Annotated in this window: 17 protein-coding genes; 12 read left to right on the top strand and 5 right to left on the bottom strand. The window is 65.7% G+C overall.

Features of this window, described 5'->3' with window-relative positions:
• The first annotated feature begins 68 nt into the window (after window positions 1-68).
• The 5 genes from dapF to IR187_RS15095 all read left to right on the top strand — a co-directional run bounded on the left by dapF (window position 69) and on the right by IR187_RS15095 (window position 4576).
• A complete protein-coding gene (gene dapF / locus IR187_RS15115) occupies window positions 69-875 on the top strand; it encodes a diaminopimelate epimerase (RefSeq protein ID WP_194955415.1) in 807 nt (268 codons plus the stop codon).
• Window positions 872-2179, top strand: coding sequence for a MiaB/RimO family radical SAM methylthiotransferase (locus IR187_RS15110; protein WP_228765976.1), 1308 nt, complete (start codon window positions 872-874; stop codon window positions 2177-2179). Before dapF ends, IR187_RS15110 begins: the two co-directional genes overlap by 4 nt.
• Entirely contained in the window at window positions 2176-3102 is a 927-nt protein-coding gene (gene ftsY / locus IR187_RS15105) for a signal recognition particle-docking protein FtsY (protein ID WP_194955414.1), read from the top strand. Before IR187_RS15110 ends, ftsY begins: the two co-directional genes overlap by 4 nt.
• The gene (locus IR187_RS15100) at window positions 3099-3779 is read left to right on the top strand and encodes an inner membrane-spanning protein YciB (protein WP_194955413.1); all 681 of its coding nucleotides are present in this window, start codon (window positions 3099-3101) and stop codon (window positions 3777-3779) included. The genes ftsY and IR187_RS15100 overlap by 4 nt, the downstream gene beginning before the upstream one ends.
• A gap of 221 nt (window positions 3780-4000) precedes the next feature.
• The gene (locus IR187_RS15095; protein ID WP_194955412.1) at window positions 4001-4576 is read left to right on the top strand and encodes a urate hydroxylase PuuD; all 576 of its coding nucleotides are present in this window, start codon (window positions 4001-4003) and stop codon (window positions 4574-4576) included.
• Window positions 4577-4724: 148 nt separating this feature from the next.
• Here IR187_RS15095 and IR187_RS15090 read toward each other — a convergent pair whose 3' ends face one another.
• From IR187_RS15090 to IR187_RS15075, 4 genes are all read right to left on the bottom strand, one after another.
• Window positions 4725-5279: a gamma carbonic anhydrase family protein gene (locus IR187_RS15090; RefSeq protein WP_194955411.1), complete on the bottom strand. Its 555-nt coding sequence runs from the start codon at window positions 5277-5279 to the stop codon at window positions 4725-4727.
• Window positions 5276-7531 carry a fused MFS/spermidine synthase gene (locus IR187_RS15085; protein WP_194955410.1) on the bottom strand — a complete coding sequence of 752 codons (2256 nt, stop codon included), beginning with the start codon at window positions 7529-7531 and terminating at the stop codon, window positions 5276-5278. The genes IR187_RS15090 and IR187_RS15085 overlap by 4 nt, the downstream gene beginning before the upstream one ends.
• Window positions 7532-7552: 21 nt before the next feature.
• Window positions 7553-8551 carry a porphobilinogen synthase gene (hemB, locus tag IR187_RS15080; RefSeq protein WP_194955409.1) on the bottom strand — a complete coding sequence of 333 codons (999 nt, stop codon included), beginning with the start codon at window positions 8549-8551 and terminating at the stop codon, window positions 7553-7555.
• Between the two features lie 85 nt (window positions 8552-8636).
• Window positions 8637-10178, bottom strand: a complete 1542-nt coding sequence (locus IR187_RS15075) for a M23 family metallopeptidase (protein ID WP_194955408.1) — start codon at window positions 10176-10178, stop codon at window positions 8637-8639.
• Between the two features lie 269 nt (window positions 10179-10447).
• On the opposite strand from IR187_RS15075, the gene IR187_RS15070 reads away from it, so the two are divergent.
• The 7 genes from IR187_RS15070 to IR187_RS15040 all read left to right on the top strand — a co-directional run bounded on the left by IR187_RS15070 (window position 10448) and on the right by IR187_RS15040 (window position 20169).
• On the top strand, window positions 10448-13207 hold the full coding sequence (locus IR187_RS15070; RefSeq protein WP_194955407.1) for a helicase-related protein: 2760 nt from the start codon (window positions 10448-10450) through the stop codon (window positions 13205-13207).
• A gap of 7 nt (window positions 13208-13214) precedes the next feature.
• Entirely contained in the window at window positions 13215-13511 is a 297-nt protein-coding gene (locus IR187_RS15065; RefSeq protein ID WP_194955406.1) for an RNA-binding S4 domain-containing protein, read from the top strand.
• A gap of 171 nt (window positions 13512-13682) precedes the next feature.
• On the top strand, window positions 13683-14021 hold the full coding sequence (fdxA, locus tag IR187_RS15060) for a ferredoxin FdxA (protein WP_194955405.1): 339 nt from the start codon (window positions 13683-13685) through the stop codon (window positions 14019-14021).
• Between the two features lie 460 nt (window positions 14022-14481).
• Window positions 14482-15132, top strand: a complete 651-nt coding sequence (locus tag IR187_RS15055; protein WP_194955404.1) for an ATP-dependent Clp protease proteolytic subunit — start codon at window positions 14482-14484, stop codon at window positions 15130-15132.
• 255 nt (window positions 15133-15387) lie between these two features.
• Window positions 15388-16659 (top strand): ATP-dependent Clp protease ATP-binding subunit ClpX, encoded by a 1272-nt coding sequence (gene clpX / locus IR187_RS15050; protein WP_194955403.1) that lies wholly within the window; start codon window positions 15388-15390, stop codon window positions 16657-16659.
• On the top strand, window positions 16659-17255 hold the full coding sequence (locus tag IR187_RS15045; RefSeq protein ID WP_194955402.1) for a hypothetical protein: 597 nt from the start codon (window positions 16659-16661) through the stop codon (window positions 17253-17255). The genes clpX and IR187_RS15045 overlap by 1 nt, the downstream gene beginning before the upstream one ends.
• A 283-nt stretch (window positions 17256-17538) precedes the next feature.
• The gene (locus IR187_RS15040) at window positions 17539-20169 is read left to right on the top strand and encodes a TonB-dependent receptor (protein ID WP_194955401.1); all 2631 of its coding nucleotides are present in this window, start codon (window positions 17539-17541) and stop codon (window positions 20167-20169) included.
• A gap of 103 nt (window positions 20170-20272) precedes the next feature.
• Here the strand turns inward: IR187_RS15040 and IR187_RS15035 are convergent, their stop codons facing one another.
• Window positions 20273-20683: a SufE family protein gene (locus IR187_RS15035; protein ID WP_194955400.1), complete on the bottom strand. Its 411-nt coding sequence runs from the start codon at window positions 20681-20683 to the stop codon at window positions 20273-20275.
• Window positions 20684-20811 lie beyond the last annotated feature (128 nt).

Below are 20811 nucleotides of genomic sequence, written 5' to 3'. Positions count from 1 at the left end.
TCGGCCACGGTCGCGCCCTGCCCCGCATCGCTAGACTTCCCCGCGCTCGCCCCTTACATGCGCGGACTATGGCGGACCGCTTCACCAAAATGCACGGGCTGGGCAATGATTTTGTCGTCATCGACGCGCGGACCAGCGCGGTCGAGATGACCCCGGCGCGTGCGCATGCGATTGCCGACCGGCGCCACGGCATCGGGTGCGACCAGCTGATCCTGCTCGAACCATCGACCAAGGCCGATGTGCGGATGCGGATCTTCAACGCCGACGGCGGCGAGGTTGAGGCGTGCGGCAATGCGACGCGCTGTGTCGCGACCCTGATCGGCCAGCCCGCGGTGATCGAGACATTGGGCGGCATGCTGCGCGTGACGCCGGCGGACGGCGGCGCCGAGGTCACGCTGGGCGAGCCGGTGTTCGACTGGGAACTGATCCCGCTGGCGATGCCGATGGACACGCGCGACATGCCGGTGGCGTGGGACGAGCTGGAGCATGGCGCGGCGGTCAATGTCGGCAACCCGCACATCGTCTTTTTCGTGCCCGAGGCCGACGCTGTCGCGCTCGACGCGCTGGGGCCGCGGATCGAAACCGACCCGCTGTTCCCCGAACGCGTCAACGTCAATGTCGCGAGTCTGGACGGCGACAACCAGTTGCAGCTGCGCGTGTGGGAGCGCGGGGTCGGATTGACGCAGGCGTGCGGTACCGGCGCGTGCGCCACCGCGGTCGCGGCGATCCGCGCGGGGCTGGTGCAATCGCCGGTCACCGTCGCGCTGCCCGGGGGCGACCTGATCATTCGCTGGGCGCCGGGCGAACCGATCGTGATGAGCGGCGCGGCGACACGGGTGTATGAGGGCGAGACCGACTGGGCGCAGTTCGGATGAGTGGTGCGGTGCTGGACGGCCCCGAGGTCGTCAATTTCGGATGCCGGCTGAATATTGCCGAGGGCGAAGCGGTTCGTGCAGCGGCGCGTGCAGCGGGTGCGCACGATACGATCGTCTTCAACAGCTGCGCGGTGACCGACGAAGCGGTGCGGCAGGCGCGGCAGGCGGTGCGGCGCGCGCTGCGCGAGCGGCCGGATGCGGATGTCGTCGTGACGGGGTGCGCGGCGGAACTGGAGGCTGTGCGCTTTGCCGACATGGGCGCGCGGGTGGTGCGCAATGATGCCAAGGGTCTGGTCGAGAGTTATAATCCTGCAACCGTGTCCCTGCGAAGGCAGGGACCCATCTCCGGTCAGCGCGACATGGAACCGGCCGTTGTTGGGCCCCTGCCTTCGCAGGGGCGCAGATTGCCTTACACCCCCGCCCTGTCCGGCGCCGATCATGCGCGCGCCTTTCTGGGCGTGCAGACCGGCTGCTCGCACAGCTGTACCTTTTGCGCGACGGTAATGGCGCGCGGGACGGCGCGGTCGGCTACGGTCGAAGCGGTGGTCGCGGCCGCGCGGATCGCGATCGACCGCGGCCAGCGCGAAATCATCCTGACCGGGGTCGACCTCGCAAGCTATGGCGACGACCGCGGCAAGACGCTGGCTTCGCTCGTCGAAGCGCTGCTCGCGCTGCCGATCGAGCGCCTGCGCCTGTCGTCGCTCGACCCGAACCGCATCGACGACCACCTGTTCGCGCTGCTGACGCAGGAACCGCGCGTCATGCCGCACGTCCACCTGTCATTGCAGGCGGGCGACGATATGGTACTGACCCGCATGAAGCGCCGCCACCGCCGCGCTGACGCCGTGGCGCTCGTCGCGCGGCTCAAAGGCGCACGCCCCGATATTGCGATCGGCGCCGACCTGATCGCCGGCTTCCCGACCGAGGATGATGCGATGTTCGCGAACTCGCTGGCGCTGATCGACGATTGCGACATCGTTTTCGGGCACATCTTTCCCTACAGCCCGCGCGCCGGAACCCCCGCCGCGCGCATGCCGCAGGTCGGGCGCAGCATCGCGCGCGAACGCGCCGCCACGCTACGCGAGGCCAATGCCCGGCGGCGCCACGACTGGCTCGACCGCCAGATCGGTGCCTCCGCATCGATGCTGGTCGAGCGCGACGGGTTCACCGGCCATGCCGAAAATTTTGCCGCCATTCGCCTCACCGCGCCCGCCGCGCCGGGCGCCATCATCGCCGTGCGGATAACCGCGCGCGACGGAGACCGCATGATCGCCACCCCCATCGTACAGGACATCGCCGCATGAGCGGACAAAGCTGGAGCGAACGGCTGCTGGGCGGGTTCCGGCGCACGTCGGAGCGGCTGGGCGAAAATCTGGCGGGGCTGACCGGCAAGGCGCGGCTGGACGAGGATGATCTGGACCGCATCGAAGAGGCCTTGATTACCGCCGACCTGGGTCCGGCGATGGCGGGGCGTATTCGCGACCGCCTGTCCGAACGCCGCGATGTCGCCGCGAACGGCACCGAGGAATTGCGCAAGATCGTCGCCGAAGAAATTGCTGCCGTGCTGCGGCCGGTCGCCGAACCCCTCGACATCGACGCCTTTCCGCGTCCGCAGGTCATCTTGGTGATCGGGGTCAACGGGTCGGGCAAAACCACGACCATCGCCAAGCTGGCGCATCTGTTCCAGGAACAGGATTATGGCGTGATGCTGGTTGCGGGCGACACGTTCCGTGCCGCGGCGATCGGGCAGCTCAAAGTCTGGGCCGAGCGGCTCGGCGTCCCGATCATGGCTGGATCCGAAGGCGGCGACAGCGCGGGGATCGTGTTCGACGCGGTCAAACAGGCGACCGCGACCGGGATCGACGTGCTGATCGTCGACACCGCGGGGCGCCTGCAGAACAAGCGCGAGCTGATGGACGAGCTGGCCAAGATCAAGCGCGTGCTGGGGCGGCTCAACCCCGCGGCGCCGCACGATGTCGTGCTGGTCCTCGACGCGACGACAGGGCAGAATGCGCTGGCGCAGATTGACGTGTTCCGCGAAGTCGCCGGAGTCACGGGGCTCGTGATGACCAAGCTCGACGGCACCGCGCGCGGCGGGGTGCTTGTGTCGGCAGCCGAACGGCACGGCCTGCCGATCCACGCGATCGGCATCGGTGAAACCATCGACGACCTTCGCCCGTTCGACGCCGACGAGATCGCCGCAATCATTGCAGGAAATATCCGATGACCGCCGCCCCCATCGACGTGCCGCCGACCGGCCCCGAGGCGATCCCCGCCGCGCCGCCTGCCAAACATGGCTGGCTGAATTTCGCAATCGATTTCGGGCCGCTGCTGGTGTTCTTCGTCGCCTATAAATTGTCGTCGGGCGGCGAAGGTGCCTTTGCGGCGACGACGGCGGCGATCAAGGGCACCGTCGCTTTCATGGTCGCGATCGTCATCGCGATGGCGGTGTCGAAGTGGAAGCTGGGCAAGATTTCGCCGATGCTGTGGCTGTCGAGCGTGCTGGTCATCGGCTTTGGCGCGCTCACGGTCTGGTTTCACGACGAACGCTTTATCGTGATGAAGCCGACGATCATCTATGGCGCCTTCGCCGCGATGCTGCTCGGCGGCTGGTGGTTCAGGAAACCGATGCTGAAATATCTGCTCCAGTCGGCGCTCGAGGGGGTGACCGAAAAGGGCTGGTTGCTGCTGTCGCGGAACTGGGGGCTGTTCTTTGCCGCGCTCGGGATCGCGAACCATGTGATGTACGAGTTGATTCAGGCCCGGCAAATGAGTTTCGACCTGTGGCTGACGATCAAGGTGTGGGGGATCACCGCGCTGTCGTTCCTGTTCACCCTGACGCAGGTGCCGGTGATGCTGAAACACGGGCTGGCAGTGCCCGAGGAACCCGAAAAGGCCCAATAATCCTCCCTGTTGCGCAGCGATGGGGAGGTGGCGGCGCGCAGCGCCGACGGAGGGGCTTTGGCGCTGCCGTTGCGGCCCCTCCACCACCCCTGCGGCGGCGGTCCCCTCCCCGCAAGCGGGGAGGATCACGGAAGCACGCTTGAGCAAGACTCGCGTCGCTGGCATAGGAAGCGGCAGGGCACCGGGTCGCGCCGCGCCCCAGACAAAGCGAGGGGGATAAAATGGACAAGTTTTTCGGTAATTTGCACGCGGTGCTGGGTGCGGGGCTGGTGCTCGCGATCATCCTGATGCTCGGCCTGAACGGCCACAGCTTTGATAGCGGCGCGGCCGCCGCCGATGCAGTCATGCGCTGGCTGCACACCTTCTTTGGCGTGCTGTGGATCGGCCTGCTCTATTACTTCAACTTCGTCCAGATCCCGACAATGCCCAAGATTCCGGCCGAACTGAAGCCTGCCGTCGGCAAGCATATCGCCCCCGCCGCGCTGTTCTGGTTCCGCTGGGCGGCTCTAATTACGGTATTGCTCGGTATCGGCATCGCTGGGCATATGAAGTATTTGGTGCCTGCTCTGTCGCTGACAGATCCCGACACCCGCCTGATCGGGGTCGGCATGTGGCTGGGTCTGATCATGGCGTTCAACGTCTGGTTCGTGATCTGGCCGAACCAGAAAAAGGCGCTGGGCATCGTCGAGGCCGACGATGCGACGAAGGCGAAGGCGGCCAAGACCGCGATGATCTTTTCGCGCACCAACACGCTGCTGTCGATCCCGATGCTCTATGCAATGGTGAACTTCCGCTGAGCCTACCCTCCCCTCCCGCCAGCGGGAGGGGTTGGGGGTGGGCGCGAGCGTAGCGAGCATGCGACGTCGCGATTGCTCACCCCGTTGCGACTAACGAACAAGTTCGTAAGTCTCGCTGCCCCTCCCGCTTGCGGGAGGGGTTTTTCATTTACCCCTCGACCGCTGCCTTGTGCAGCCGCCCGTTCATTACATAATGCGCAACGCCCATCTGCATCCCCGCAGCCTGCGCGTCGTCGATTTCGCGTACGCGGCGGGCCGGTGCGCCAGCCCATAGCTCGCGGTCAGGTATCTCTTTATTCTCGGTGAGCAGCGCCCCCGCCGCCAGCATCGCGTCGCTGCCGATCCGGCAGCCGTTCATCACCGTCGCCTTGAGGCCGACGAACGCCCGGTCGGCCAAGGTGCAGCCGTGGACCATCGCGAGGTGCCCGATCAGCACATCTTCGCCGATAATCGTCGGAAAACCGTCGGGCCGGTGCGGCATCGGGCCGTCGCAATGGACGATGCTGCCGTCCTGGATGTTCGACCGCGCGCCGACGACGATGCGGCTGACGTCGGCGCGCAGTACGCAATTGTACCAGATGCTGACGTCGGGTCCGATCGTGACGTCGCCGATGATGCGGCACCCCGGCGCGATAAAGGCGCTCGGGTCGATCTGCGGCGTTTTGCCGTTCACACTGATGATGCTGACGTCATGATAACTCATCCGGCTCGCTTTCCGATCAGGCTGCCCCACATCAGGACGGGCAGGGTGGAGGCATAATCGTCGGTCCAGCGCTGGAACCCGGCGCGCGATTTCAGCGGCACCCAGGCGCCGTCGAGCGGCGCCTCGCGGCGCGGACGCAGGGCGCCGGTCAGCTGTTGCAGCCGGTCGGGCGTTGCTGCCAGCGCGACCCAGTTCGATCCGGTCAAGTCATCGATCCCGCTGTCGGGCGGCCCCGAGTCGAGCCGGATCGCCGCCGCCCAGCCGCGGGCGCGCGCTTCCTCGGCCAGCACTGGTTCGAGCGCGAAAAAGCGGTTGGAGATGTGGATCAGCAAGATGCCGTCGGGCTTCAGGGCGCGCGCATAGATGCCGATCGCTTCCTTCGTCAGCAGGTGGAGCGGGATCGCGTCGGAGGAAAAGGCGTCGATGACCAATATGTCGAACTGTCCCGCGGACTGTTCGGCGATCTTGAGCCGCGCGTCGCCAATCACGATCGGCGTATCGCCCGCGCAATCGGACAGGAAGGTGAATTTGGCAGGGTCGCGCGCGATATCGACCATCACCGGATCGATTTCGAATATCGTCCATTGCTGGCCAGGACGGCGATAACAGGCGAGCGTTCCCGCGCCCAACCCGACAATGCCGACCGCGGCATCGGGTCCGGCCAGCGCCTCTGCCTTGTCCAGCGCCAGGCCGACACCCGATTTCGGGCCATAATAGGTCGTGGCCTCGCGCCGGTGCGCCGGGTCGGTGCGCTGGAGGCCGTGCAGCGTCGTGCCGTGCGCCAGCCGTCGCTGGCCCTGTGCCGGATAATCGGTGACGGTGTAGACGCCGAAATAGCTGCGGACCCGGTCGCCGGTGAAGCTTTCCTGCACCGTGGTCCAGCCGCCGACGCCGATCATCAGCAGCGCCAGCACCGCGACATAAGCCCAGCGCCAGCCGATCACCAGAATGCCGATGACCAGCATTGCCATGCCCCAGCCCGCCACCGCCCCGTCCAGCCGCCCCGTCCAGCCGTCGACCATCCGCAGGCTGCCATAAACCGCCAGCGCGACGAGCAGCGCCACGACGATCCGCGCCGACGAGGGTTTGAGTTTCAGCCATTTGTCCCACGGCAGGATCGCGGGTAGCGGCAACAGCATCGCCGCCGCCAGCGTCAGCAGCGGATGTTCGTACACCCAGTCGAACAGCAAAGGCGCGAGCAGCGCCGCAAACAAACCGCCAAGCACCCCGCCCGCCGACATCACGAGGTAGAAAAGCGTCAAATGCTGCGGCGCCGGACGCAGATGATAAAGATAGCCATGGAGCGCGGTCGCGACGACAAACAGCATCGCGAGACTGGCAAGCGCGACCATCAATGAGCCGCCACCCGAACTGAGCAGCGCCAGCGCGCCGATCGTCAGCAGCACCGTCGGCGCGATAAAGGCAAAAACCTCGGTCAGCCGGTGCATCGTCGAAAAAGCGATGACAAAGCTGAGCAGATAAAGGCCGAGCGGCAGCACCCACAGCAGCGGCATCGCAACAATGTCGGTGGTGAGGTGCGTCGTCGTCGACAGCATCAGCCCCGACGGCACCGCCGCGATCAAGAGCCAGTGCAGCTGGCGCCGCCAGGTCGGCCGCTGGTCTTCGCCTGCAACTGCGGCGTCCGTCGGTTCGCCCCCGCGCGCGTACCAGCGCGCCGCAGCGCTCGCCGCCACCAGCAGCACGAGCAGCGCATAGCCCGCGGTCCAGCCCCAGCTTTGCGTCGCCAGCGGCAGATTGGGTTCGACCAGCGCCGGGTAGCTGATGAGCCCGGCAAAGCTGCCCAGGTTCGACGCGGCGTAGAGATAATAGGGATCGCCCGCGCGGCTGTCGGCGGCGAACCAGCGCTGCATCAACGGCGCCTGCGCCGACACCACCAGAAACACCGGTCCAATCGAGGCCAGCAGCAGCAACGGCACCCACAGCGCCTCCTGCCCCGCCGCCGGCGGCGCAATCTGCGCAATGCCGATCGGCAGCCACAGCGCCGCGACGATGAACAGGGCAAGATGGATCACCGCCTGCCGCCGCAAAGTAAACCGCCCGAGCCAATGGGCATAGGCATAGCCGGCGAGCAGCAGCGCCTGATAGACCAGCATCGCGCTGTTCCACACCGCCGGAGCGCCGCCCAGTTTAGGGAGCACCATCCGCGCCACCATCGGCTGGACCTGAAAGAGCAGGAAACTGCCGACCAGGATGGTCAGAACAAACAGCCAGCGCCGCGGTAACGCAGTCATCAAAAACTACCCCTTGTCTGACTATTCGTTCAGCAGCCGCGCGGCGTGCAGCGCATGATAGGTCAGTACCCCCGACGCGCCCGCGCGGCGGAAGGCGAGCAGGGTTTCGAGCACCAGCGCGTCGCGGTCGCCCGCGTCGGCCGCAGCCGCGGCCTCGATCATCGCATATTCGCCCGACACCTGATACGCATAGACCGGGACAGCAAAATTGTCCTTCACCGCGCGGACGACGTCGAGATAGGGCAGCCCCGGTTTGACCATCACGCTGTCGGCGCCCTCGGCCAGATCCTGCGCGACTTCGCGCAGCGCTTCTTCGGCGTTGGCAGGGTCCATCTGATAGGTTTTCTTGTCGCCTTTCAGCAGCCCGCGCGAACCGACCGCGTCGCGGAACGGGCCATAAAAGGCCGAGGCATATTTGGCGGCGTAGCTCATGATCTGGACATGGCCCAAGCCTTCGGCCTCCAGCGCCGCGCGGATCGCGCCGATGCGTCCGTCCATCATGTCACTGGGCGCGATGATATCGGCACCGGCGCGCGCCTGATTGAGCGCCTGCCCGACAAGTACCTCGACGGTTTCGTCGTTGAGCACATATCCCGCATCATCAACCAGCCCGTCCTGCCCGTGGCTGGTATAGGGATCGAGCGCGACGTCGGTGAGCACGCCGATGTCGTCGCCGAGCGCCTGTTTGATCGCAGCGGTGGCGCGGCACATCAGATTGTCGGGGTTGAGCGCCTCGGCGCCGTCCGCGCTGCGCCGGTCGGGCTGGGTATAGGGGAACAGCGCCAGACACGGGATGCCCGCCGCCACGGCGTCGCGGGCGCGATCGACGAGCCCGTCGACCGACCAGCGCGATACGCCCGGCAGGCTGGTGATCGGTTCCTCGGCGCCAGATCCGTCGCAGACAAACAGCGGCCAGATGAGGTTCGAAGGCGCCAGCGTCGTTTCGCGCACCATCGCGCGGCTCCAGCCGGTGCGGCGGGCGCGGCGGAGGCGAAGGTCGGGAAAGGCGGCGTGGGTCATGCCGCGTGCATAGCGGGCGATGGCGCCGGGGCAAATGGATATTGGCAAACCCTCCCCCTCCCGCTTGCGGGAGGGGGTGAAATCTTCAAATCCCGCCCTCGGCGCGTTTCGATGCGACGTCGGCGAGGCTGCCCAGCTTTGGTCCTTCGATCTCGCGCACCGCCATCGGGGTCAGCGCGGCGCCCGGCGCAACCGCGGTCAGCTGTGCGATCCGGGCGCGGAAATCGGCGAGCGCCTTGCCCTCGAGCATCGCGCGGGTGACGAAGGTCACCGACGAAGGATTGACCGCATGGCCGTTGCGATACAGTTCATAGTGCAAATGCGGGCCGGTCGACAGCCCGGTCGACCCGATATAGCCGATCACCTGCCCGCGGCTGACGCGCTGGCCGGGGCGCACCGCAATCCGGCTCATATGACCATAGCCGGTACCCAGGCCGTTGCCATGGTTGAGCTTGACGAAATTGCCATAACCGCCGTTGCGGCCCGCCATCGTCACCACGCCGTCGGTGACGGCATAGATCGGGGCGCCATAACCGCCACCGAAATCGATGCCGCTGTGCATCCGACGATAGCCGAGGATCGGATGGCGGCGCATGCCGAAGGTCGAGGTGATGCGCCCGTTGGTCGGGCGCGCCATGCCGCCGCGCTGGACACCGACGCCCGATGCCTCATACCATTGGGTGCGGCCGTCGACGGTCCATTCGATCATCGACAGCTTGGGTTTGCCGCCGCGGACCAGACCCGCATAGAGCAGCTTGCCGGTCTCGCTTTCGCCGGTTTCGGCGCGGCGGTAATCGACGATGATGTCGAACTCGTCACTGGCGCGAATATCGCTGCCGACCGAAATCTGGCGGCCGATGACCCGCAGATAGGACTGGATTGCCGCAGGCGGCGCCCCGGCGGCGCGCGCCGAGCGATAGAGGCTGTCGCCGACGCGGCCGCGAATGCGCAGCGGTGTATTGTCGACCGCGATCGGGATGCGGCGCATCACCAGCAGGTCGCCCTCGCGCTCCATTTCGATCCGCAGGTCGAAACGCGCGCGCATCGCCAGCGCGTCGACCGGACGCGGCATCGTCCGTGCCGCACGGCGGCCGAGGATCAGGTCAATGCGGGTGCCCGGCGCGATGTCGGCGAGCGGCACGGCGGTCGCGACCTGGTTCGCCAGCGCTTGCGCCTCGCCGCGGCCGACGCCCGAGCGTTCGAGCAGGCGGGCAAAGCTGTCGCCGTTGCCGAGCGTGGCAGTCAGTTCGATCTGCGGCCGTTCGGGGGTCTGGGTCAGCGGACGGACCGCGTCGGTCGCCGCCATGTGCCGCCCGGTGTCGCCGCCGAGCGCCAGCGGCACGATCATCTGCGCGCGCGCTTCATTGAAATCGCGCGCGTCGAGCGCGGGGGTGCCGCCGACGGCCAGCGGCTGGATGCCGGGAAAGGTGGCGATGGCCGCGCCGCAAAGCAGCGTCAGGGTCGCGAGGCCGCGCCACCATTCGGCCGAACCGATGTTGTCGCCGAGGTCGGGAACCAGGTCGAGCTGCGCCAGCCGGTCACGCCAGCCGAGCAGGTCCGAATCGACCGCAGCGGCGGGCAATGCGATCGCCTGCGACATCGCGAGCGCAGCCGCATTGCCGGACATGCCCGCGATGGGTTCGTGACGCTGGAACAAATTGCAACCCCCGCCCGGCGGACCTCCCTTACCCGGCCACCGAATGAATTCGACCTCCTGTCTGTAAAGAAAGGTCGTTAAAGTCAATTTAATGGCGGTTTAGCTGCCAGCGCTTGCGGCAAGTTGTGGCGAGGGCGGGATATTATGCAAGCGGTGGGCAAAATTTCCTGTTGGTCGCGCAATTCGACGATCGGCAGTTGCACGCCGCCCCGACCCATGCCAGCTTGGCAGGCAAGATAATGACGTCATCCTCTTCCCAGCCGGTCAAGGCTGTCCTTGGCCCCACCAACACCGGCAAAACCCATTTGGCGGTCGAGCGTCTGACCGCCCATTCGAGCGGCATGATCGGCTTCCCGCTCCGCCTGCTGGCGCGTGAAGTCTATGATCGTGTCGTAGCAATCAAAGGCTCCGCACAGGTCGCGCTGGTGACCGGCGAAGAACGCATCATCCCCCCCGACGCGCGCTATCTGCTCGGCACGATGGAGGCGCTGCCTCTGACACGCGATGTCGCCTTTGTCGGCATCGACGAGGCGCAGCTCGGCGCCGATCCCGAGCGCGGCCATGTCTTTACCGACCGGCTGCTGCGCGCACGCGGGCGCGAGGAAACGATGATCCTGGGGTCCGCGAGCATTCGCGGGCTCGTGAAAAATCTGGTTCCCGAGGCCGAGATCGTCTCCCGTCCGCGCTTTTCGACGCTCAGCTATGCCGGATCGTCCAAGCTGTCACGGCTACCCAAACGATCGGCGATCGTCGCTTTCTCGGCCGAGGAAGTCTATGCGATCGCCGAAATGCTGCGCCGCTTTTCGGGTGGCGCCGCCGTGGTGATGGGCGCGCTGAGCCCGCGGACGCGCAACGCGCAGGTGGCGATGTTCGAGGCGGGCGAGGTCGATTACCTCGTCGCCACCGACGCGATCGGCATGGGGCTGAACCTCGACGTCCAGCATGTCGCCTTTGCCAGCCTGCAAAAGTTCGACGGGCGGCGGCTGCGGCGGCTGACGATCGCCGAAATGGCGCAAATCGCGGGGCGCGCCGGACGGCACCAGCAAGACGGCAGCTTCGGCACCGTCGGCCAGCCGCAGGGCGGCTTCACGCCCGAGGAAGTGGCGGCGATCGAGGGGCATCATTTCCCCCCGCTGGCCAGCTTGTTCTGGCGCAATCCGACGCCGCGCTTCGGCTCGCTCGACCAGCTCTTGTCCGATCTGGCGCAGCCGCCGACCAATCCCGCGCTGCGCCCCGCCCCGGAAGCGGTCGATATCGCCGTGCTCAAACATCTGGCCGGCGATCTGGAAGTGCGCGCCCGCGGCGGCGATTTCGATGCGGTACAGCGCCTGTGGGACATTTGCGGGCTGCCCGATTTCGAGCAATTGGGCGCTGAGCATCACAGCCGGACGATCCTGAAATTGTGGCAATGGCGCACCAGTGGCGACGGCATGATCGACCCCGACTGGTTCGCCAAGCGGCTGGCACGGCTGAACGACACCGACGGCGACATCGACCAGCTCGCGAGCCGGATCGCCGCGGTGCGCACCCTGTGCTTCATCGCGCAGCGCGGCGACTGGATCGCGGGCGCGGCGGGGTGGACCGAACAGGCGCAAGCGCTGGAATCGCGCCTGTCCGACGCGCTGCACGCGGCGCTGTCGCAGCGCTTCGTCGACCGGCGGCTTGCGCTGTTGCTGCGCGATGCGGGGCAGCGCCATGCCGCGTTGCCGGTGGCAGTCGGGCAGGACGGCACCGTGGCGGTCGATGGCGAGGCGATCGGCACGCTCAATGGATTTCAGTTCAAAGTCGATCCGGTGGCGAAGGCCAGCGATCACCGGATGCTGCTCGCCGCCGCCGAGAAGCATCTGCGCGCCGAACTGGCGCGGCGCGCCGCGGCGCTGGCCGAAGGCGACGACAGCGCTCTGTCGCTGATCGCCGAACCCGGCACACAGCCGCGGCTCGCCTGGCACGGCAACCCCGTCGCGACGCTGGCGAAGGGGCCGACGCTGGTCCAGCCGTCGGTGCAGATCGATCCGTCGCTGCGGCGGCTGGAGCCGGTGCAGGTGCAGGCGATCACCGAACGGCTGCACCGCTTTATCGCGACGCAGCTGGCGCGCCACGCCGGCCCGCTCGCGGCGATGGGCGAGGCAGCCGGCGACCTGTTCACCCCGCCGCGCGTCCGCGCGCTGCTCGCAGCCCTCACCGACAACAGCGGGATGATCGGCCGCGCCACGGTCGAAGACCAGCTGAACGCGCTCGCGCCCGACGAACGGCCGCAGCTGCGCAAGCTGGGGTTCACCATCGGCTCGCTCGATATTTTCCATCCGACATTGCTCAAGCCCGAGGCGGTGCGCTGGCGCGCGGCACTGGTCGCGGCACAGCAAGGCGGCGCGATCCCCGCGCTACCCCCGCACGGCGCAGTGCTGCAAAAAGCCGGCAGCCAGGCGGGGCTGGCAATTGCGGGTTTCCGCCGCTGCGCCAATGGCTGGCTGCGCATCGACATGGCGGAAAAGCTGGCGCGCCAAGCCCATGCGGCGCGGATGCAGGCGGCGGCGCCGCCGACCGCGCCCATCGCAGGCGGCGACGATGATCAGCATGATGACACGGGCGACGAAGCGCCTCATGCGACATCGCCCGGCTTTCTGATCGACCCGGCGCTCGCCACCTCGCTCGGTCTGGACGAGGACACCCGCCGCGCCCTGCTCGGCAGCTTCGGCTTTCGGACGGTCGGCGACCCGGCCTTGCAGCGCTGGCGCTGGTCGGGCCTGCGCAAGGCCGCCGACAAGCGCCCGCGGCGACAAAAGGATCGCAAAGGGACCGAAGTCGCGTCCAGCGCAGCGAACGGCGAGACGCGGCGCCCGCCCGCCAAGCAGGCAAAGGACAAGCGCAGCAAGCGGGGCAAGGTTCGCACCGCACCGCCGCCGACGCCCCGCCCCGAACGACAGACGCGGCGCAGCCCGTCACCCCATAGCCCCTTTGCCGGCCTCGCTGCGATGCTGGCCGACGCGCGCAAGGATTGACGGCCATATGGCCAGCCCCGGCGCCGCGGGCAGCATCCGGCTCGACAAGCTGTTGTGGTTCCTGCGGTTCGCGCGCTCGCGCAGCCTGGCACAGGCGATCATCGCGGCAGGGCATATCCGGCTCGACGGACGACGGGTCACCCGGTCGTCGTGCGCCGTCCATGCCGGCGCGACGCTGGTGCTGCCGGTCGGCGAGCGCATCGAGGTGATCCGGCTGCTCACCTTGCCCGTCCGCCGCGGCCCGGCGCCCGAAGCGCAGGCGTGCTACGTCCGGCTCGAAGCGGCGAACACCCCCGCCAGCTGAACTATCGACGCGCAAGGAAAAGCTGTCGTCCGCACCACGCCCTTTTTGCCTATCGAGTGAAAGTGATTCGCAACTGTCGCTTTGCGTTGACGCGTAACATTGGCGCGGCTTAGAGGCAGGCCAAGACGGTCCGGACGGCAAGGGTGCCGCCGGCGAAGGGAGCCAGAACCCATGACCTATGTCGTCACCGATGCCTGTATCCGGTGCAAATATATGGACTGTGTCGAAGTGTGCCCGGTCGACTGTTTCTATGAGGGCGAGAATATGCTCGTCATCAACCCCAACGAGTGCATCGACTGCGGCGTGTGCGAACCCGAATGCCCGGCCGAGGCGATCTTGCCCGACACCGAAAGCGGTCTCGAAAAATGGCTGGAGATCAACACCAAGTTCAGCGCCGAATGGCCGAACATCACGGTGAAAAAGGACAGCCCCGCCGACGCCGACGAGTTTAAGGGCGTCGAAGGCAAGTTCGAGACGCATTTCTCGCCCGAACCGGGCGAAGGCGACTGATCGCCGAGGCGCCAGCGAATGCAAAAAAGGGGCGGGTCTTTCCCGCCCCTTTTTCGTTGGTGCTACAGGGCGGAGCGTTGCATGGTGTGCCAGGTCGGCTTTTCGACCGGTTGCGGACATAACCCATTCTTCCTCTCTCCCCTTGAGGGAGAGATACGAAGGCTTGGCAGCTTGCTACCTAGCCGCAGTTGAGAGGGGTCTACGCCTGCGTGCGTCCCCCCCCCCCTCACCAAGCTTCGCTAGCTCTTGACGGAGCAAGCTGCGCTATCCTCTCCCTCAAGGGGAGAGGAGCTTATACGTCCACTCCCCACCCCAAAGCCGCCATGGCAGTTTACCTTTACCGACCGGGCTGCCCCATTTCCCCTCTTGAAACCCTCGGCCTTGCCGCCGATGTAGGGCGCCGGAGGGACAGCCCGCCGGTCCTCGGCCGGGCAACCCGATAATCAAGGACTAGAATCGCATGATCGACCCGCTCGCCGCCCTTGTCCCCGTCGTCGTCGAGCAGACGAGCCGCGGCGAACGCAGCTTTGATATTTTCTCGCGCCTGCTGCGCGAACGGATCATCTTTGTCACCGGCGAGGTCGAGGACAACATGGCCTCGCTGATCACCGCGCAGCTCTTGTTCCTCGAATCGGAAAATCCGAAGAAGGACATCTATATGTACATCAACTCGCCGGGCGGCGTCGTCACGGCGGGCATGGCGATCCACGACACGATGCAATATATCCGCCCCCGCGTCGGCACCGTGTGCATCGGCCAGGCTGCATCGATGGGCAGCTTCCTGCTCGCCGCGGGCGAACCCGGGATGCGCGTCGCGCTGACCAACGCGCGGGTGATGGTCCACCAGCCGTCGGGCGGCGCGCGCGGCATGGCGTCGGACATTGAAATCCAGGCGAAGGAAATCCTGCGTATCCGGCGGCGGATGAACGACCTTTATGTGAAATATACCGGCAAGTCGCTGAAAGAGATCGAAAAGGCGATGGACCGCGACACCTTCCTCGAGGCCGACGAGGCCAAGGAATTCGGTATTGTCGACCATGTCTATGATCGCCGCCCCGGCGCGCTGGAGGGCGACGCGGCCAAGGATCTGAGCGAAGGCCCGACGCCCTGAGTTTGGTGACTGCGACCCTCCATTGTCACCCCGGACTTGATCCGGAGTCCATTTGCGCGACCGATGGATGGATGCCGGATCATGCCCGGCATGACGAAAAGGGGCCTGGTAACCGCATTTGTTGACGCCCGTTTGGCGCCTTGGCGCTAGGCGGGACAGCGCCGCCATGTCACCCAATTGCCATATTGTAATTGGGTGCCCGCGGACTAGGATAAGGAAGGCATCGCCGTTTGGGCGCGTGCCAGAGGAAGATTTATGACGAAATTGAGCGGCTCGGACAGCAAGAGCACTCTATACTGCTCCTTCTGCGGCAAGTCGCAGCACGAAGTCCGCAAGCTGATTGCCGGGCCGACCGTGTTCATCTGCGACGAATGCGTCGAGCTGTGCAACGACATCATCCGCGAGGAAATCAAGGGCGGGGTTGCCGCGCGCAAGGACGGCGCGGTGCCGACGCCGCTCGAAATCTGCCAGCATCTCGACAATTATGTCATCGGCCAGAACACCGCCAAGCGCGTGCTGTCGGTCGCGGTGCACAATCATTACAAGCGGCTCGCCAACTCGGGCCGCGGCGACGACGTCGAACTGGCGAAGTCGAACATCCTGCTCGTCGGCCCGACCGGCAGCGGCAAGACTTTGCTCGCGCAGACGCTCGCGCGCTTCCTCGACGTGCCCTTTACCATGGCCGATGCGACGACGCTGACCGAAGCGGGCTATGTCGGCGAGGATGTCGAGAACATCATCCTCAAGCTGCTCCAGTCGTCCGACTATAATGTCGAAAAGGCGCAGCGCGGCATCGTCTATATCGATGAAATCGATAAAATTTCGCGCAAGGCCGAGAACCCCTCGATCACCCGCGACGTGTCGGGCGAAGGGGTGCAGCAAGCGCTCTTGAAGCTGATGGAAGGCACGACCGCGTCGGTGCCGCCGCAGGGCGGGCGCAAGCATCCGCAGCAGGAATTCCTGCAGGTCGACACGACGAACATCCTGTTCATCGCCGGCGGCGCATTCAGCGGCCTTGAAAAGATCATCGGCGACCGCCTGCAGGGCAAGTCGATCGGTTTTGGCGCGCATGTCGCCGGTCCGGACGAGCGCCGCATGGGCGAAGTGCTGAAAAGCATCGAACCCGAAGATCTGCTGAAATTCGGCCTGATCCCCGAATTCGTCGGCCGTCTGCCCGTCATCGCAACCCTCGAGGATCTCGACATCGACGCGCTCGTCAAGATTCTGGGCGAACCCAAGAATGCGCTGGTGAAGCAGTATCGCAAGCTGTTCGATCTGGAGGAGGTCGTGCTGACCTTTACCGACGATGCGCTGGTCGCGGTCGCCAAGAAAGCGATCGAACGCAAGACCGGCGCGCGTGGGCTGCGCTCGATCGTCGAGGCGATCCTGCTCGACACGATGTTCGACCTGCCCGACCTGACCGACGTGGTCGAGATCGTCGTCGACAAGGATGTCGTCGAGGGCCGCAAGGATCCCGTGCGCGTCTATGCCGACAAGGCGAAGGAAGCCGCGGGCGACGCCGCCTGATGCGCCGGGCGCTGCCGCTGGCTTTCGCGACCGGCCTCGCCCTCCTTTTATCGGCACCCGTCCAAGCCGAACCGGTGGTCACCCCGGTGGCCGAAGTCGTCGATTCGGCCGACGTCCGGCGCGATGGCGAACGCTTTCGCCATGTCGGATCGGGCTATGTCTTTCCCAGCAGCCTCGGCGACATGCCGGCGCGCAAGGTCACCATATTCGGCCCCGGCGACGTGTCGGTGAATTACACGGTGAAGGGCGGCGCTGCGGGCGACGCGTGGGTCGATCTATATGCCTATCCGGCAGGCGACTGGACGATCGCGGAAACCGCGGACGACATCGCCAGCGCGATCACCAACAGCTTTGGCGCGACCCCCGCGCTGGTGCCCGCAGGCATGGAGAAACGCGCCGACGGCCTGCACCAGGGCTGGTTCGACGGGCGGATAGGCGAACGGAGTTTCAAGACCGGATATTATGCCGTCCGGCGCGGCGAATGGGTGCTCAAGATCCGTGCCACGATGCCGTCGCCGCCGACGCCCGAGGCGCTGGCGCGTACCGCCGCGGCAGTCGCAGCCGTCAATCTGGGGCCGTTGCCCGCCACGCGCTGAAACGTCGCTTCAGGCCGCGACTCGGCCCGATCGCGGTTCAAAAAATGTTGCATCGCAGCAACAGTTGCCAAGAAAAACGCAAGCGCGCTTGTGGATAAATTCGAGCGCCTGACGGAAATCGGCGCTTTTTTCACCTTTGCCGCGGCGGAACGAGCGGCGCCACTTGCACTGTCACAATTGCTGTCACAATCGTGCCACATGCGGGCTTCAGGGGCGCTCGCAGGTTTCGCGCGCCCTTTTTCGCGCGCCTGCCACATGACACCACCATAGGGGACATCCTGACATGAAATTCCGTCACACGCTTGCCGCCAGCGTCGCGCTGATCCCGGTCGCGCTGCTTTCCACGCCGGCCTTTGCCCAGTCGACCGGTTCGGTCGATTTCGAAGACGAAATCGTCGTCACCGGCGCGCGCGCGACCGATGTCGCCGGCATCCAGTCGCCCGACACGTCGAAAGCGAAGTCGGTCCTCGGTCAGGAAGTGATCGCCCGCCAGAATCCGGGTCAGACGATTCTCGACACCATCAACCTCGTCCCCGGCGTGACCTTCACCAACAACGACGCCTATGGTTCGTCGGGCGGCCAGCTGTCGATCCGCGGCTTTTCGGCCGACCGTATCAGCCTGACCTTCGACGGCGTGCCACTGAACGACTCGGGCAACTATGCGATCTATTCGAACCAGCAGCTCGATCCCGAGCTGATCGAACAGGTCAACGTCAACCTGGGTTCGACCGACGTCGACAGCCCGACCGCCGCCGCGACGGGTTCGACCGTCAACTATCGCACCATGATCCCGACCGAAGAATTCGGCGTCAAGCTGTCGGGTTCGGCGGGCGAGTATAAATTCTTCCGCATCTTCGGCCTGGTGAACACCGGCGAATTCACCCCTTGGGGCACCCGGGCATTCTTCTCGGCCTCGACCGCGTCGAACGACAATCCGTTCAACAACTATGGCCGCGTCCGCAAGAAGCAGTTCAACGGTCGCATCTGGCAGCCGCTCGGCGACAATGGCGACTTCATCTCGGTCGCCGGTCACTACAACGAAAACCGCAACAACTTCTTCGGTTCGGTGCCGCTGCGCCTCGACGCCAACCGCGTCGTCGGTTCGGGTTCGACCAACCGCTTCCCGCTCGACAAGGACGAGCGCGAATATAACATCAACTTCCCCTGCACGACCGAAGTCGTGGCGCGGCCCGGCCTCGGGGACTTGGGCTCGAACTGCGGCACCGAATTCGACCGCCGTTACAACCCGTCGAATACGGGCAATATCCGCGGCGCATCGAAGTTTACGCTGGCGGAAGGCGTCGTCCTGACGGTCGATCCGAGCTATCAATATGTGAAGGCCAACGGCGGCGGCACCGTGTTCGCACGCGAACGCGGCTTTGACATCGACCCGACCGGCGGCGCGGCCAACTGCACCACGGTTACCTCGGGCGCTGGCGTCAATTGTCAGACCGGCTATCTTGGCGGCCGTCCATATTTCGGCCGTGACCTGAACGGCGACGGGGACATTCTGGACGAAGTCGCTATGCTGGCCCCCAGCCAGACCCAGACGCACCGTTACGGCGTGATCGCCAACCTGCGGTGGAACATCAACGATGCCCATACGCTGCGCGTTGGCTTCACCTATGACCGTGCGCGACACCGTCAGACCGGCGAAGTCGGCCTGCTCCAGTTCAATGGCGAACCGTTCGATGTGTTCCCGGTCAATGATCCGCTGGTAGATAGCACGGGTACCGTGCTGCAGAAGCGCGACCGCCTGTCTTACGCCATCCTGACGCAGGTGTCGGGCGAGTATCGCGGTGAATGGGCTGACGGTCGCCTCATCACGACCATCGGTATTCGCGCACCTTTCTTCAAGCGCGACCTGAACAATTATTGCTTCACGTCGAGCGATACCGGTTTCGTTGAGTGTTTCGGCGGCGCCGACGATCCGCGCAACGCGACCTATGCAGCGCTGAACCCGACGATTCAGGGACCGCAGCAGCGCGTTCTGAAATATGACGACATCCTTCCGAACATCGGCCTGCTGTTCAAGCCGAACGAACAGATGTCGGTGTTTGCCAACTATTCGAAGGGTCTTCAGGTTCCGGGCACCGACGCGCTCTACAACGCGTTCTTCTTCCCCGCCAACACGCCGTCGGCGCGCCCCGATCCGGAAACGACCGATAACTTCGACCTGGGTGTGCGCTATCGCACCAGCAAGATCCAGGCGCAGGTTTCGGGCTGGTTCACGAAGTATGACAATCGCCTTGCTTCGGCGTTCGACGAAGAAACGCAGCGCAACCTGTATCGTAACCTTGGCCGCGTCGACAAATATGGCATCGATGGCAGCATCGCTTACCAGCCGATCCCGCAGCTCGCGCTCTATGCCTTTGGTTCGTACATGAAGTCGGACATCAAGGACGATGTCCAGGTCGGCGCCTGCACCCCGGCGCAGGCTGCCAACCCGGCCATTCCGGCCTGTACCACGGCCGGTCAGCCGATCTTTGCACCCACCGGCGGCAAGCGTGAAGGCGGGGCGCCTGCCTACACCTATGGCGGCTCGGCGCGCGGCATGTTCGGTCCGTTCGAACTTGGCGTGACGGCGAAGCGCACCGGTGGCCGTAACATCTACGACACCAACCTGCCGATCTGCTCGGTCCAGCCCACGACGGTTGCTCCGACGACCTGCACCGGGACCATCGTCTATCCGGCCAAGACCAACGCCTATTGGCTGGTCAATCTGGACGCCCGTCTGAACCTCGAGTTCCTGGGGCTGAACGACAAGACCTTCTTCCAGGTCAACGTCTACAACCTGTTCGACACCCTCTATGTCGGCAACTTCACCTCGTCGCTGTCGCAGGGTTCGTCGGCGCCGAACGCCCAGATCGGCGCGCCGCGCACGATCAGCGGCACGCTCACGGTCGCTTTCTAAGCGACTCCGACAGGCACGAAACGAGGGCGCGGGGGGCAACTCCCGCGCCCTTTTTCGTGGCTGATTGAAAAGTGTTACGCCACGAAGATGCGGCGCCTGCCGGTCAGCCCGCGGCGATCCGCCTTGCGGTGTCCTGCACCAGCGCGATCATGTTGGGGACGCCCTGGGTGCGGTTCGATGACAGCTGGCGCGTCAGGTCAAAGGGGGCGAGCGCGGCGGCGATGTCCATGCTGGCGACTTCGGCAGCGGGCTTGTCCTGCACTGCGGCCAGCACCAGCGCGACGATGCCCTTGGTGATCGCGGCATTGCTGTCGGCGAGGAAGTGCAGGCGGCCATCGGGCTGCGGCACCGGATAGACCCAGACGCTGGCGCTGCACCCGCGAACCAGCGTCGCATCGGTCTTGAGCGCGTCGGGCATCGGCTCCAGTTCGCGGCCGAGTTCGATCAGCAGGCGATAGCGATCGTCGCCGTCGAGGAAATCATATTCATCGTGAATGTCGGACAGGCTGCGCATGGGGCGGCCAGTGGCAGATTTGTCGGTCCGGGGAAAGGGTGCGGCTGTCAAACGTCGTCATTGCGAGCGTAGCGAAGCAATCCACGGAGGTTTACGCTACTCTGGGTTGCTTCGCTACGCTCGCAATG

Source organism: Sphingopyxis solisilvae (genome assembly GCF_015475875.1).
GTDB lineage: Bacteria > Pseudomonadota > Alphaproteobacteria > Sphingomonadales > Sphingomonadaceae > Sphingopyxis > Sphingopyxis solisilvae.
Note: the sequence above shows the minus strand (reverse complement) of the source record. Positions and strands in the feature narration are given on the sequence as shown.